At 47.1% G+C, this 14,297-nt stretch carries 17 protein-coding genes; 6 read left to right on the forward strand and 11 right to left on the reverse strand.

What is annotated here, in order from left to right; translation table 11 throughout:
• From ERX35_RS07205 to pta, 4 genes are all read right to left on the reverse strand, one after another.
• The gene (locus ERX35_RS07205; RefSeq protein WP_149459248.1) at positions 1 to 1,113 is read right to left on the reverse strand and encodes an ATP-grasp domain-containing protein; all 1,113 of its coding nucleotides are present in this window, start codon (positions 1,111 to 1,113) and stop codon (positions 1 to 3) included.
• Positions 1,114 to 1,274: 161 nt separating this feature from the next.
• Positions 1,275 to 1,601 (reverse strand): YuzB family protein, encoded by a 327-nt coding sequence (locus ERX35_RS07210; protein WP_149459249.1) that lies wholly within the window; start codon positions 1,599 to 1,601, stop codon positions 1,275 to 1,277.
• Entirely contained in the window at positions 1,594 to 2,427 is an 834-nt protein-coding gene (locus tag ERX35_RS07215; protein ID WP_149459250.1) for a lipoate--protein ligase family protein, read from the reverse strand. The genes ERX35_RS07210 and ERX35_RS07215 overlap by 8 nt, the downstream gene beginning before the upstream one ends.
• Positions 2,427 to 3,416: a phosphate acetyltransferase gene (gene pta, locus ERX35_RS07220; protein ID WP_149459251.1), complete on the reverse strand. Its 990-nt coding sequence runs from the start codon at positions 3,414 to 3,416 to the stop codon at positions 2,427 to 2,429. The genes ERX35_RS07215 and pta overlap by 1 nt, the downstream gene beginning before the upstream one ends.
• 156 nt (positions 3,417 to 3,572) lie before the next feature.
• On the opposite strand from pta, the gene hemQ reads away from it, so the two are divergent.
• Entirely contained in the window at positions 3,573 to 4,322 is a 750-nt protein-coding gene (gene hemQ / locus ERX35_RS07225) for a hydrogen peroxide-dependent heme synthase (protein WP_149459252.1), read from the forward strand.
• A 56-nt stretch (positions 4,323 to 4,378) separates the two neighbouring features.
• On the opposite strand, the gene ERX35_RS07230 is transcribed toward hemQ, so the two are convergent.
• From ERX35_RS07230 to ERX35_RS07245, 4 genes are all read right to left on the reverse strand, one after another.
• The gene (locus tag ERX35_RS07230) at positions 4,379 to 5,407 is read right to left on the reverse strand and encodes a ferrated catecholamine ABC transporter substrate-binding lipoprotein SstD (RefSeq protein ID WP_149459253.1); all 1,029 of its coding nucleotides are present in this window, start codon (positions 5,405 to 5,407) and stop codon (positions 4,379 to 4,381) included.
• Between the two features lie 91 nt (positions 5,408 to 5,498).
• Positions 5,499 to 6,302, reverse strand: coding sequence for an iron ABC transporter ATP-binding protein (locus ERX35_RS07235; protein WP_149459254.1), 804 nt, complete (start codon positions 6,300 to 6,302; stop codon positions 5,499 to 5,501).
• Positions 6,295 to 7,248, reverse strand: a complete 954-nt coding sequence (locus tag ERX35_RS07240) for an iron chelate uptake ABC transporter family permease subunit (protein ID WP_149459255.1) — start codon at positions 7,246 to 7,248, stop codon at positions 6,295 to 6,297. The genes ERX35_RS07235 and ERX35_RS07240 overlap by 8 nt, the downstream gene beginning before the upstream one ends.
• A complete protein-coding gene (locus tag ERX35_RS07245) occupies positions 7,232 to 8,194 on the reverse strand; it encodes an ABC transporter permease (RefSeq protein ID WP_149459256.1) in 963 nt (320 codons plus the stop codon). Before ERX35_RS07245 ends, ERX35_RS07240 begins: the two co-directional genes overlap by 17 nt.
• A 222-nt stretch (positions 8,195 to 8,416) precedes the next feature.
• Between ERX35_RS07245 and ERX35_RS07250 the strand changes: the two genes are divergently transcribed.
• Complete coding sequence (locus ERX35_RS07250) at positions 8,417 to 9,757, forward strand: APC family permease (protein WP_425463263.1); 1,341 nt, start codon at positions 8,417 to 8,419, stop codon at positions 9,755 to 9,757.
• Positions 9,758 to 9,948: 191 nt separating this feature from the next.
• On the opposite strand, the gene ERX35_RS07255 is transcribed toward ERX35_RS07250, so the two are convergent.
• From ERX35_RS07255 to ERX35_RS07265, 3 genes are read right to left on the reverse strand one after another with little or no spacing between them, the layout of a single operon-like run.
• Positions 9,949 to 10,311 (reverse strand): DUF423 domain-containing protein, encoded by a 363-nt coding sequence (locus tag ERX35_RS07255; protein WP_149459258.1) that lies wholly within the window; start codon positions 10,309 to 10,311, stop codon positions 9,949 to 9,951.
• Between the two features lie 12 nt (positions 10,312 to 10,323).
• On the reverse strand, positions 10,324 to 10,596 hold the full coding sequence (locus ERX35_RS07260; RefSeq protein ID WP_149459259.1) for a DUF5327 family protein: 273 nt from the start codon (positions 10,594 to 10,596) through the stop codon (positions 10,324 to 10,326).
• Positions 10,577 to 11,254 carry a uracil-DNA glycosylase gene (locus tag ERX35_RS07265; RefSeq protein ID WP_149459260.1) on the reverse strand — a complete coding sequence of 226 codons (678 nt, stop codon included), beginning with the start codon at positions 11,252 to 11,254 and terminating at the stop codon, positions 10,577 to 10,579. Before ERX35_RS07265 ends, ERX35_RS07260 begins: the two co-directional genes overlap by 20 nt.
• Before the next feature lie 109 nt (positions 11,255 to 11,363).
• On the opposite strand from ERX35_RS07265, the gene thiD reads away from it, so the two are divergent.
• The 4 genes from thiD to folE2 all read left to right on the forward strand — a co-directional run bounded on the left by thiD (position 11,364) and on the right by folE2 (position 14,293).
• The gene (thiD, locus tag ERX35_RS07270) at positions 11,364 to 12,194 is read left to right on the forward strand and encodes a bifunctional hydroxymethylpyrimidine kinase/phosphomethylpyrimidine kinase (protein ID WP_149459261.1); all 831 of its coding nucleotides are present in this window, start codon (positions 11,364 to 11,366) and stop codon (positions 12,192 to 12,194) included.
• Positions 12,195 to 12,363: 169 nt separating this feature from the next.
• Positions 12,364 to 12,720 (forward strand): YojF family protein, encoded by a 357-nt coding sequence (locus tag ERX35_RS07275; RefSeq protein WP_149459262.1) that lies wholly within the window; start codon positions 12,364 to 12,366, stop codon positions 12,718 to 12,720.
• Between the two features lie 11 nt (positions 12,721 to 12,731).
• Positions 12,732 to 13,400, forward strand: a complete 669-nt coding sequence (gene bshB2 / locus ERX35_RS07280) for a bacillithiol biosynthesis deacetylase BshB2 (protein ID WP_149459263.1) — start codon at positions 12,732 to 12,734, stop codon at positions 13,398 to 13,400.
• A gap of 23 nt (positions 13,401 to 13,423) precedes the next feature.
• On the forward strand, positions 13,424 to 14,293 hold the full coding sequence (gene folE2, locus ERX35_RS07285) for a GTP cyclohydrolase FolE2 (RefSeq protein ID WP_149459264.1): 870 nt from the start codon (positions 13,424 to 13,426) through the stop codon (positions 14,291 to 14,293).
• The last annotated feature ends 4 nt before the right edge of the window (positions 14,294 to 14,297 follow it).

A 14,297-nucleotide genomic window follows, 5' to 3' on the forward strand; every position in this document is an offset into this window, starting at 1 on the left:
CTATAGATTCACGATATCTTCGTTCCATTCGATATCGTATGTCGTGATCTTATTGACTGTGACTTTCTGCTGCTTAGCCGAGAGCCACCACTGTGCCCCGCTGATCAGCTGTTCGAAGAAGATCACTTTCTCACTCGGATGCCAGAAAATATCTTTGCCGTACTTCAGCTTGTCGAAGTTATGCTTCTTCGGCCGCAGCAGCCAGTTGTAAAATGAGACGAAAATAAGCTGACGTGCTTCATATTTCGGTTCACAGACGTTTAAGTCCCAGACAGCGGGCTCCATGAACAGCGCACCATTCGTCGCCCGCGGATTACATTCAATGAAATAATAGTCACCTGTCGTGTCACACTTAATGACGTCAAATGCTATCTGGTAGGACCAGTTCAGCTGACGGATAATCGATTCGATAATCGCCTTCAGCTCGTCATTTTTCCGGGAATGGAAATGCGTCGAGCAGTTATAGCTCTCGTGAGCATTGGATAAGTAAAGGGACGTCGATAACGTGCGGCCGCCGAGAGCGACAGAGTAGGAACACCACTCTGTTCCTTTGATTAATGTCTGTATCATAAACGGGAACTCGATGAAATTGCTGTTCTCAAGTTCCATACGTGTCAGCCTGCGCACGGACTGCCCGAAACGTCCGTAAGGCTGCTTGACGATATAGTCATCACCCGGGAAAGCAGCGATAAAATCCGTCAGCTCCGCCTGATTTGACACATAAGCTGTATCCGGCACTTTAAAGCCCATGGCGTCAATCAGCCGCGTAAAGTTATATTTATTATGGACAGACAGCATCTTCGTGATCTCTTCGACCCATACCGGTGCGAGCAGCCGGTGCTTGTACAGCGATAAGTAGAACGATTCTTCATTCAACGGGATAATGACATCGATGCGATATTTTCTAACAGTATTGTTGATCTCGCGGATGTATTCTTCAGTTGAAAAACGCGGCGATGTCGTCACAATAAACTGTTCGATAAACTTAGAGTTCTTGATGCTGACCTTGCTGGTAGAATCCGTCAGAAACACGCGGCGTCCAAGTGCGACCTGCTGCTGTACAACTGCATAGGAAATCGGTGCACGTGCACCCGTAATCAAGACACGCTCCATCAGATTGTCACCCCTAGTCCATAGTCTATATTCCACTTAAATATAGCATCCACATGTAAAGCGACTGTAAATTTACAATAAAGAAGTATGTAGGAATGTAAAAGCGCTCAGTTGACAAGATAGTAAAAGACGCACGGCCATGAGAGCCGTGCGTCTTCATATTATTTCATTCGTTTCGCTTTCAGCTTAGCATCGATTTCTGCCTGGCGGCGCTTACGTTCTTCGTTACGTGCTGCAAGTCTTGCTTCCTCTTCAGGGTCGCGTTTTTGTGCGAGTCGTTTAGCGACTTTCTCCATCAGCTCATCTTCAGTCAATGCCGCACATGGACGGTTGTTAACAAATGCGAATGTTTTCTTTCGTCCTGGACCACAGTAGGATTGACATGCGATTTCCACTTCTGCGTCTGGATCCATTTTCCGAAGCTTCGGCAGCAGCGTTCTAATGTTCACTGCCTGACAGTCGTCACAGATCTGAAATTTATTACGCATCGTTACTCACATCCTTCATATTTTTGATCATCTTATCATTACGTTCAATCATCCGGTCGAAGTAGTCATTATACAACGACCATACCTCATCTGTCATCTCTTTCTGAGTCAGTGCAGCACCGAGAGACTTCAGAGCAGCAAGCAATTTGAACAAGACGTCTTCTACCGTCAGTTCTACTTGCAGCAGTTCACTCAAGCTCGCCATATCTTCAGGATGAATGTCAGGATAACTGAACTTCGTCTCTTCGTTCTGCAGCGCCTGCTCATAAAAGTCACGCATCAGTTCAGCGCGCGCGCTGCCGCTTCCTTCCACACACAAATAGATCTGCACGGCGACGCCACCGCGGACGCGGCGCTGCGAGATGCCGGCAAACTTACGGCCGTCGATGCTTAAGTCATAGCTGCCGGGACAGTAGGAGTGGGCAATCTCCTTCGCCGCTATAACGCCCGCGTCTTTAAACATCTCTTTAACAAGTTCATACATCAAGTCGTAACTGGCATCAATCGAGAAACTTCTGCCGCCGTTGAATATGAGTGAAATGTTGAGGACGCCGCTGTCCAGCACGACGCCGAGTCCACCGGAATTACGGACGATGGCACCGTAGCCTGCATCATTTAAATACCTGATGCCGTCTTTCAAGTGCGGCAGCCGTGAATCATGAATCCCGAGTATGACGACATGCTGATGCACCCACGTTCTGACGACACTCTGCCAGCCGAGCGTGCCGGTCAGATGGCAGAATGTATCATCAAAACTGAAGGACTGCATCGGCTGCAGTCCTGTCGTGTGGTCAACATATTGCCACTCGTCATGAAACAAGTTCATTAAAGTGTTTGCGCTGCTGTGATGATCGCTAAAGAAGCAACATCTTCTGTTGAGCAGCCACGTGATAAGTCATTGACTGGTGAGTTCAAACCTTGAAGAATCGGTCCTACTGCATCAAATCCGCCTAGGCGCTGCGCAATTTTGTAACCGATGTTACCCGCTTCAAGACTTGGGAATACGAAGACATTCGCATCACCTTGAATTGAAGATTCCGGCGCTTTTTTTGCTGCCACTGAAGGAACGAATGCAGCATCGAACTGGAATTCGCCATCGATGACAGTTCCTGCAAGTTCTGTTTCCCCAGCTAATTTTTCGTTAGCTAAGCGTGTCGCTTCAACGACTTTCTCTGTCTCGTCAGTTTTTGCCGACCCTTTAGTAGAGAAGCTGAGCATCGCAACTTTCGGCTCCATACCGAACGCTTTAGCTGTCTTCGCACTTTCAATCGCGATTTCTGCTAAGTCAGATGCTTCAAGTGTCGGGTTGATCGCACAGTCACCCATGACGTACTGCTCATCGCCGCGGATCATGAAGAAGACGCCTGACGTACGGGCAACGCCTGGTTTTGTTTTGATGATCTGCAGTGCCGGGCGGACCGTATCTGCTGTTGAGTGTGCCGCACCGGATACTAATCCTGCTGCTTTACCTGTGTAGACGAGCATTGTGCCGAAGTAGTTCGGGTCGTTCAGCAACTGTTCAGCCTGCTCCTGAGTCGCTTTACCTTTACGACGTTCAACAAAGGCAGCAATCAGTTCTTCACGCAGGTCGCTTGTCGCAGGGTCCAGCAGCTCGATACCGTCAATCGCAATACCCAGCTGGTCAGCCAGTGCAGTCACTTTTTCCGTGTTACCTAAGACGACAGGTGACACGAAATCACTGTTGTTCAATTCAACCGCTGCCTGCAGGACGCGTTCGTCGTCACCTTCCGGTAAGACGATCTTCACGTTTTTACCTTGCAGATTGTTTTTTAATACATCTAATAAATTAGCCATAGTAGCCTCCTAATGCTTCTCTTATGTTAATTTCCTTATTCATTATATGACATTTCACCTATTATTTCACGTCATCAATTTGTAAAACTATGAATGCGGAATTTTCAGTGGATTATGGTATATTAGAAGTGACAAATCGTAAGGAGAGATGACGAAATGAACGAAGCAGCAATTACTCTAGACGGCTGGTACAGCCTGCACTTATTCTACACAATCGATTTCACGAGCTTGAAAGTGCTGGACAAGGCAGACCGGGATGCGATGGTCGATGAACTTAAAGCGTTCGTCGCTAAGCTGGACGACAACCATGCCGCTAAAGAAGGCTCATATGCCCTTTACAATATTACAGGACAAAAAGCCGACTTAATGCTCTGGCTTCTGCGCCCTGAAATGAAAGACTTGAACGCCCTTGAGAATGAATTCAACAAACTCGCACTCACAGATTATTTAATCCCGACGTATTCATATGTCTCCGTCATTGAGCTGAGCAACTACTTAGCAGGAGAATCCAACGACGATCCTTATCAGAATCCGCACGTGAGAGCACGCCTTTACCCTGAAGTGCCACGTTCAGCCTATGTCTGCTTCTATCCGATGGACAAACGCCGTACACCAGAAGATAACTGGTATATGCTCGATATGGATGCCCGTAAAGGCATGATGCGTTCACACGGTTTGATTGGCCGCAGCTATGCCGGTAAAGTCAAGCAGTTCATCACAGGTTCGGTCGGCTTTGATGACCATGAATGGGGCGTCACGTTATTCGCAGACGACGTTCTCCAATTCAAAAAATTGATCTACGAAATGCGCTTTGATGAAGTATCTGCACGTTATGCAGAGTTCGGCGAGTTCTTCGTCGGTCACCTGCTGACTACAGAAGATCTTGCGCCGCTGTTTGAAGTATAGTGCTGTAAAATACCCCGGTACCTGTTAAAGGTACCGGGGTATTTTGCGGGATGATGCTATTTATAGCCTTTTTCAATCTCTTCAATTTGCTGCACAGTTGTTTTCGCACCGCCACTTGAGAAGTACCAGAGATACGGATTGAGCTCGATAATCTTATGTTCTTTAACGGCATTCACATCTTTAATCACTTCATTTGACAGTGCCTGTTTGCTTGATGACTTACCGCCGACTGCGACGCCTCTATCCATCGCAAAGATAATATCCGGGTTTTTGTCGTTCAAGTATTCGAAGTTAATGACCTGACCATGGCCTTCTGCTTTAATGTGGTCGTCTGTTTCTTTGACGCCAAGCACTTCATGGATGAAACCGAAGCGGCCGCCTTTACCGAAGACAGACAGCTCGCCTTCATTCGCCAGCACGAATAATCCTTTTGCGTCTGATGCCGCTGTCAATTTCTTCACTTCTTTGATCTTCATATCCAGCGTGTGAATGAGCTGCTTCGCTTTGTCTTCTTTATTAAAAATTTTGCCGAGGTTTTCAGTGTTTTCTTTCACACTGCCAATGTAATCTTTATCATCTGTACCAACATAAAGGATGGTCGCGTCAGGTGCTGCTTTTTTCATTTCATCCAGCACTTTACTGTTTGCCTGGCGGCCAGAGATAAGAATTAATTCAGGGTTTATTTCAGCCAGCTTCTCGAAGTTTGGTTCTTTTAGTGTCCCTAAGTTCGTATATTTGTCATCTTTGAATGACGCAAGGAACTTAGGCAGTGAGCGGTTGCCTTCTCCTTTCGGCAGACCGACAACGCGATCTTCCACACCAAATTCCTGTATTGTAGAAAGTGCACCGTAATCAAACACCGCTACTTTTTTCGGATTTTTCGGTACTGCAACAGTTTCTGTCACTTTTTTCGCATCGCTGCCGTCTTCTTTCTCACCCATGACCTGGTAAGATGATTTAATCTTCACTGTCTCTTTCGACGCACCTGCTGTTGATGATTTTTCTTTCTCCGCTGACTTATTCCCGCAAGCTGCAAGCGTCAGGATAAACACTAAAGTTAATAACACTAATGATAATTTCTTCATTTTCTGCTCCTTTATAATTGTATGATTTCCCCGCTTAGTATGCCCGATCAACTACTAAATCCCCGGCAACACTCCTTTCAATGACTGCTGATTACACCAGCTGAACTTCTTCGATAAATTCATCCACTGTTTTCTCATCATCAAAATAGACGCAGATCTGCTGGCCGAATATACATTCAATATTAATATCCATGTCATAGACAGCTTTCAGCGCTGCTGTAGTAATGACATCGTCCTTACTGCCATCCAGCAGCACTTCACCATCTTTTAAGGCGATGATGTAGTCCGCGTAGCATGACGCAAAGTTGATGTCATGAATGACGATGACAATCGTTTTCTGTTTTTCACGGACGAGCTTGCGAAGCAGCTGCATCATCTGCACAGAATGCTTCATATCCAGGTTGTTCAACGGTTCATCCAGGAAAATGTAATCCGTGTCCTGGGCAAGCGTCATTGCAATGTAGGCACGCTGACGCTGTCCGCCTGACAGTTCATCCAGATAGCGGTCCTGCATATCAGTAAGTGCCATATAGTCCAGCGCCTCGTCTACTATCGCATAGTCTGCTTTTGACAGGCGACCTTTTGTATAAGGGAAACGCCCGAAGTTGACCAGTTCTCTCACAGTAATTTTAAGATTCGTATGATTGCTCTGCTTCAGTACAGCTAATTTCTTCGCAACGGCATCACTTTTCATTGTCATAATGTTCTCATCGTCCAGATAAACTGTGCCGGTATCCGTGTCAATCAACCGGGTTGCCGCATTCAGCAGCGTGCTCTTCCCGGCACCATTCGGACCGATGATAGCAGTGATGGCACCTTCTTTAATACGCGTAGTCACATTGTTCAATATCGGTTTCTTTCCTATATGGACTGACAGTTGTTCGATGTTAATCATGTGCACCCTCCTTAAAGAGTAAGTAGATAAAATACAGACCGCCTGCAAAATTGATCATAATTGTAATTTCTGTATTCCCGTCAAATAAATACTGCGTCATCATCTGACCGACTAAGAGCGTAATCGCTGAGATAGCAATCGTCGCTGGAATAAGCAGACGGTGTTCAAATGTCTTCATGAACTGATAAGTGACGTTACAGACAATAATGCCGAGGAATGTAATCGGACCGACAAGTGCTGTTGATACACTGACCAGCACGGCGACGACCAGCAGCAGGGCTCGGGTCAGCTTATCGAGATCGATGCCGAGATTCATCGCATGCACTTTACCGAGGCTCAGCACATCCAGTTCATGACTCTTTCTATAAATGATGAAGAGCATGATGAGAATAATAACAGCACAGATGCCGAGCAGCCGTGAATTCACTGTGTTGAAGCTCGCGAACATTCTGTCCTGCAGCATCAGAAAATCGTCCGGGTTCATGACCATATGCATGAAGTTTGACAGACTTTGAAAGCATGTCCCCATGACCATCCCGAAGAGCAGGATGAAGTAGACAGAGACGCTCTTCTTGAAGACGAGTTTGAACAGGCCGAGCGTGAACAGAATCATCAGAATCACTGAGATGAAGAAGTTCACATATGTATTCGCCAGTAACGCGCTGAATGTTCCGAACACAAAGATAAGGATGGTCTGGATGAATAAATACACAGCATCCAGGCCGATGACTGACGGTGTCAGCAGATTGTTCTCGGTCAATGTCTGAAAGACGAGCGATGATACACCGATGGCTGCGCCGACGAGCAGAATAGCTGCGACTTTTTTCAGCCGTGAAGGCAATACGTAACCGAGAATATTAAAGTTCAGCTGGATGACGATGAATGAGGCAATCAATATAATAAGGACGACGCTGAGCAGTATGATAGCATTATATTTTTTCTGCATAGCTTTTTCTCCTTATCAAGAGCAGTGTCATGAATATCACACTGCCGAGTATACCAAGCGTCAGTCCGATCGGGATTTCATACGGAAAGATGATCAATCGACTGAAGATGTCGGCGACCATGACAAGAATGGCACCGAGCAGTGCAGTGAACGGCAGTGTCTTTTGCAGATGGTCACCGATGAACAAGTTGACGATGTTAGGCACGATGAGCCCTAAAAACGGCAGCACACCGATGGTCACGACAACTGTCGCAGAAACAATCGCTGCAATGACGATGCCGATGTTCATGAATTTGTCGTATGAAATACCAAGGTTCCGGCTGAACGACTCACCCATGCCGACTATCGTGAAATGATGGGCAAAGAAATAGATCAGAATGACCATCGGCACAATGATGATGAGCACTTCATAGCGCCCGGTCGTTATCATCGAGAAATCACCGACAAAAAAGTTGCCGATACTCTGCATAGCGTTGAACCGGAGCGCCATAAACGTCGCCAGACTCGATACAATGTTACCGAGCATCAGACCGACGAGCGGAATGAAGATGGCATCCTTATACTTGATCCGTCTGACGATACTCATGAACACCATTGTTCCGATGATCGCACTGACGATAGCAAACGATAACTTGATAAGGATATGCGCGTCAGTAAAAAAGATCATAGCAATCAAAATGCCGAGCTTCGCAAAATCCATCGTTCCGGCTGTCGTCGGCGACACGAACTTGTTGCGCGTCAGCTGCTGCATCAACAAACCTGCGACACTCAAAGCGACACCGGCGAGAATAATTGACACTGTTCTCGGAATCCGGCTGTTCAATAATATATTTTTGTCGTTCTCTGATAACTCCAGCAAGCTTCTCGGCGTGACCTCTACTACTCCGATGAAGATGGATATGATCGACAGAACAAAGAGCGCAATAATAAAATAACGTAGCTTCATGTCAAACTCCTTCGCGAATGAGAATCATTCTCATCAATCATAATGAAGAATGGTCTGGAAATCAAGCCGTTTCAGTAAAAAAGATAAACTTTTATGCCAGCTGCTTGACTTCATCACTAAGAAATAACAGTGGATAATGGCTGCTTTATTATTTCAAAAAAATATATTCTTGTATTACACTTCATGTTATATTTGAATCAATTAGTGTATTAAAGGAGAACAATTATGGAGAATAAGCAAGGATTACAGCAGACGATAGGATTTTGGACAGCCATCACTATTGTCATAGGAACTATTATCGGCTCGGGAGTTTTCGTTAAGCCCGCTGTCGTGCTTAACCACGCAGGATCAAGCAATATGGCTATATGGGCATGGGTAGTTGGAGGTATACTGACGCTTGCTGCCGGACTGACTATTTCAGAAGTCGGCGCTCAAATTCCGAAGACCGGCGGATTATATGCCTATATCCGTGACATCTACGGCCGCTTCTTCGGCTTTTTGACAGGCTGGGTGCAGACTGTTATTTACGGCCCTGCCATCATCGCATCACTGACATTATTTTTCGGTATTCTTGTCTCTAACTTTTTCAATCTTAACCAGTCGACAGGTGTCTGGATCGGTATCGCTGCCCTGACATTTATCGTCGTGATGAACATGATAGGCACATCGCTCGGCGGTGCGATGCAGAATATCACTACTGTCGCGAAGCTCATTCCGGTATTTGCGATCATCATTTTTGGGCTGCTATGGGGCAAGGCAACTATTTTCAATCAGGACGTGACACACTTGATCGTCGACAAAGACCAGATCAATTTCGGCCGTGCCGTCCTTGCGACGTTGTTCGCTTATGACGGGTGGATCATGCTGACGAACTTAACGGGCGAGATGAAAAATGCGAAGCGCAACTTGCCGCTCGCGATGCTGGTCGGCTTATCAGTCGTAACACTGGCCTACGTCTTCATCAATATCGCTGTCTTCCACGTCATTCCGGCTGAAACACTCGTCGGACTCGGCAATACGAGTTCAGCAGAAGCGGCGAAAGTACTGTTCGGCGGCTTAGGGTCGAAGTTTGTGAACATCGGTGTCATCATTTCTATTTTCGGCTGTCTGAATGGTAAGATTATGACATTCCCGCGCGTGCCGTTTGCGATGGCAGATGATAAACTGCTGCCGTTCTCACGAGCTATCAGCTATATCAGCCCGAAAACGAAAACACCAGTTGGCGCGCTGCTGATTGTCTATGTGTTAGGATTGCTGCTTGTCCTGCTGACACTCGCTGTGCCGTCTATCGTCAATGCCGATTACTTATCAGAAATATGTATTTTTGTCATTTATGTCTTCTATATTATGGCGTTCGTCGGACTGTTCCTGCTGCGTAAGCGCAATAAAGGAGCGACAAGGAGCTATTCAGTGCCGCTCTATCCGATTATCCCGGTCGTTGCTATACTCGGCGGATTATTCATCATTGTCAGCACGCTGCAGAGTGACTTCCTCGGCGCATTCTACTCTATCATCATCGTGCTTGTCGGCATTCCATTCTACTTCATGCTGAAGAAGGCGTAATGTTTAAACCGGCTGAATTCCGGTTATAGGTTAATAAATACTAGTGAAATGAGGAGCATAACTATGAGCAGATTAATTCGTCTCTTAATCAGATTAAGCCCAATCTTATTACCGATCATCCAGCGTCAACTGAATAAACGTTCTAGCAGCAATCGCTACAACAAATAAAACCAAGCCATCCGGCTTGGTTTTTATAATTTCCATGCTGCGATGACGAGCATGACCCATGCAGCAATAAACATCACGCCGCCGAGCGGTGTGATGGCGCCCAGCACTTTGATCTGTGTCACTGCAAGTACATACAGTGAGCCGCTGAAGAAGATGATGCCGAGGGTCATCAGCCAGCCCGCTACATTCAAGTTCAATGATGTTGTGCCTGACAGCACGCCGAGCACGAGCAGGCCAAGAGCGTGGTACATCTGATACTGCACTGCCTTCTCCCAGATACCCAGATATTTCGGCGTCAGCTTCCCTTCCAGTCCGTGCGCACCGAACGCACCAAGTGCCACTGCCAGCAGTGCATTAATCGCACCGATAATTAAAAATGTCTTCATTTAAATGTCCTCCTAAAAATCAAATAGTGACGCGCCATTACCATGGCCGTCGTCTGTTACTGCCGTTGTTCCTTTAATCGTACCGCCCATCATCTTCAGTTCCGCCGCTGAAATCTCATCGGTCTTAATAGACGATATGGCTGTCGGTTCGTGACTGCCGGTGCTTGAACAAAGTGCTGCCAGCGTCTGAATGGCATACATATGTTTTTCGAATGCTGCCTGAGACCCGGCCGTCTTCGCAAGTGCGAGTTCATGTTCTATCTGCTTAATCAGCTGCTGATTCATCCATCAATACCTCCTTACACCAGTCGATCGGCGGAATGTTATGCGCCTTAAGATAGTCATTCGTCCTGCTGTACGGCTTTGATCCGAAGAAGCCACGTGATGCACTGAGCGGACTCGGATGGACACTCGTGATGACGTGATGCTTCGTCTCGTCAATCAGTGGGCGTTTCGACTGGGCAGGTTTCCCCCACAGTATAAAGACGATATGCGCTTTATAGTCGCTCACTGCCTGGATCACTTCATTCGTGAACGTCTCCCAGCCGATGCCTTTATGGGAATGCGCAGCGCCATCTTCCACGGTCATCACCGTGTTCAGCAGCAGCACACCTTCTTCTGCCCACCCGGTCAGTTCGCCGGTTATTCTCGTGCAGCCGATATCCGCTTCAAGCTCCTTGTACATATTGCGCAGTGACGGCGGAATCTTCGTCCCGTTCTTCACGGAAAACGCCAGACCATGCGCCTGATTCGGTCCGTGATACGGGTCCTGCCCGAGAATGACGACCTTGACCTGATCAAACGGCGTGTACTTGAAGGCGTTGTATATATTCTTGCGCGCCGGATAAACGGTCTTAACAGCATAAGCGTTCTCCAGAAAATCATCCATCGTCGTGAAATCATGCTTGTCTTTAATATCCTTGAAAATCGTCTCCCAGTTCATCTCATTCACCTCGTCATAAATTGTATCATATTATTGAAGCATTTTATTTTGTCATACCCTTATTTCTGATATGATATTAACAAACACATTAAGAATGGGGTATGTCAAAATGGCTTTGAAGAAAACTTTAACGATTGCAGGTTCAGATACAAGTGCCGGAGCAGGCATGCAGGCTGACCTGAAAACATTCCAGGAGCATAACACATACGGTATGGTCGCACTGACTGCGGTTGTCGCAATGGACCCTGAAACGTGGAGCCATGATGTGACGGCACTGCCGATTGAACTGCTGGACAAGCAATTGAAAACTGCTTTATCCATTAAGCCGGACGCGATTAAAACAGGGATGCTCGGCACTGAAGAAATCATCGGCCGTGCCGCTCAGGCATTCAAAGATTCTGACGCTGAATATTTCGTGGTCGACCCTGTTATGGTCTGTAAAGGTGAAGATGAAGTACTTAACCCGGGAAATACTGAAGCGATGATCAAAGAACTGCTGCCGATCGCAACAGTTGTTACTCCGAACTTGTTCGAAGCAGGACAGTTATCCGGCCTCGGCAGACTGACTTCTGTAGAAGCTATGAAGACAGCGGCACAGATCATTCATGACCGCGGCGCACAGCACGTCGTCATTAAAGGCGGCAAAGCGCTGGAAGGCGAAGAAGCAGTTGATTTGTACTACGACGGTGAGACGTTCACACTGCTGACAACGGATAAATTCCAGTCATCTTATAACCATGGTGCAGGCTGTACATTTGCAGCGGCTGTGACAGCGAACTTAGCAAACGGCTTAACACCACGCGAAGCAGTGATCAACGCGAAAGCATTCGTGGCATCAGCGATTAAAAACGGCTGGAAGATGAATGACTTCGTCGGTCCTGTACAGCACGGCGCTTATAACAAAGTCGAAAAAATCGACGTACAGACAAAAGAAGTATAACTCAATCGATACGCCTTGGCCGACTCACAAGTACAGCGCTCTGTCTGTAAGTCGCCAGGGCGTTTTATGCGTCAGTGACAATAATGAGTGACAATCAAGCTCAAACGGTATAATTTTTCAACAAGTTCTAGTAAAATAGTAAAGTATCAATAACGAAGGAGTCCTGACGATGGAATTAATTAACCAGGAAACAGTGCAGCAGCACTTAGAAGAATATCAAGGTCAGCCTGTCTATTTACATGTCGAAACGACCAATGGTGCCTACGCCTCTCATTTCGACAAGCAGGTGTTCAACGCCGGCACATTTTTACGCAATATTCAGGTCACTTATGTTCAGGCGAAAATTACCGGCGGCGGCAAAGAGCCTTTTCGCATCGGTCTGAAGCTTGAAGGCGGCTGGGTATATGTACAAGGTTTAACGCATTACGAAATCACAGAAAACGGTGAATTCCTGCTCGCAGGACATAATTTCCAGGGACAGCTGGCAGCTGCTCTTGAAATCAGCAGAACACCGTTCCCGTTATAAGAGGTGTAACTATGGAAGAATCACAAGTATTAGTCGTATTTCCCCATCCCGATGATGAGGCATTCGGTGTCTCAGGAACGCTTGCCAAGTTCATTGACAGCGGTGTCCCTGTTACTTATGCCTGCCTGACACTCGGTCAGATGGGCCGCAACTTAGGCAATCCCCCGTTCGCGACACGTGAATCACTGCCTCATATTCGCGAGCAAGAACTTGAGGCAGCAGCTGCAGCGATCGGCATTACTGATTTACGTAAAATGGGCTACCGGGATAAAACACTCGAATTTGAAAAGACAAGCGACCTTGCTAATATGGTCGGTGCATTGATCGATGAGCTGAAGCCGTCACTGATCATTTCATTTTATCCGGGTTACTCTGTCCACCCGGACCACGAAGCAACAGCGGCTGCGGTTGTTGAAGCAGTACGCCGCCTGCCTGCAAGCGAACGGCCGAAGCTGCATCTCGTCGCTTTCAGTAATGATACATTCGAGGACCTCGGCGAGCCGGACATCACTGTCGATATCGATGGTTACAGCGACAGAAAGCAGCGCGTGCTGGAAGCCCATGCATCACAGACCGGCCCGATGCTTGCCTCACTTGCAGCAGATACACAGGAAGCAGAAGCCGCAGCAAATATGTGGTTTAAAATAGAACGATTCTACAGCTATCACATCGGTGATTAATGAGAAGTAATTAGGAGATAACTATGGATTATAATTTAGCTACGCGAGAAGGCCGCTGGAAGCATTTCGGTTCAGTCGATCCCGTCAAGGGGACGAAACCGACCGAAAAAGCACTCATGACTGACCTTCAAAGCTCAAAAAAAGACTTTTTATTCGAAATCGACCATGTCGGTATTAAAAACTTAACATACCCGGTCAGACTCGGTGACTTTCAGACGGCCGGCACATTCAGCTTATCGACGCACTTAGCGCAGGACGAAAAAGGCATCAACATGAGCCGCATTCTCGAATCAGTGGAGGCGCACTATGATCAAGGGCTGCCGCTTGATTTCGACACGCTGAAAAAAGTGCTTATCACACTGCAGACGACAATGAGACAGCAAAATGCGACAGTCGATGCTTCTGCAGTCTGGTTTTTTGACCGCTTCAGTCCGGTCACTAACTTAAAGGCGGTCGGCCATGCGGATGTGACGTTCTCCATGACTGTCGCTGATGAAAAAGTGACGGCACAAGCTATTACCATTCAGGCGGATGTGACGACATTATGCCCGTGCTCGAAAGAGATCAGCGAATATTCTGCGCATAACCAGCGCGGTGTCGTCACCGTGACAGCAGAGCTGACAGCAGCGCTGCCTGACGACTTTAAAGAGCAGCTGCTCGATGCGATGGAAGCGAACGCCTCAAGCATGCTCTATCCGATCTTAAAACGGACAGACGAAAAAGCAGTGACTGAACGCGCCTACGAAAATCCGCGCTTCGTTGAAGACTTACTGCGTCTGATTGCAGCAGATTTAGTGGATTTACCCTTTGTCACCGGCTTTGAGATTGAATGCCGCAACGAAGAGTCCATTCATCAGCACGACGCTTTCGCGCGGTTACGTTACACTAAATAGGAGC

It is taken from the genome of Macrococcus equipercicus (genome assembly GCF_004359525.2).
Lineage (GTDB): Bacteria > Bacillota > Bacilli > Staphylococcales > Staphylococcaceae > Macrococcus > Macrococcus equipercicus.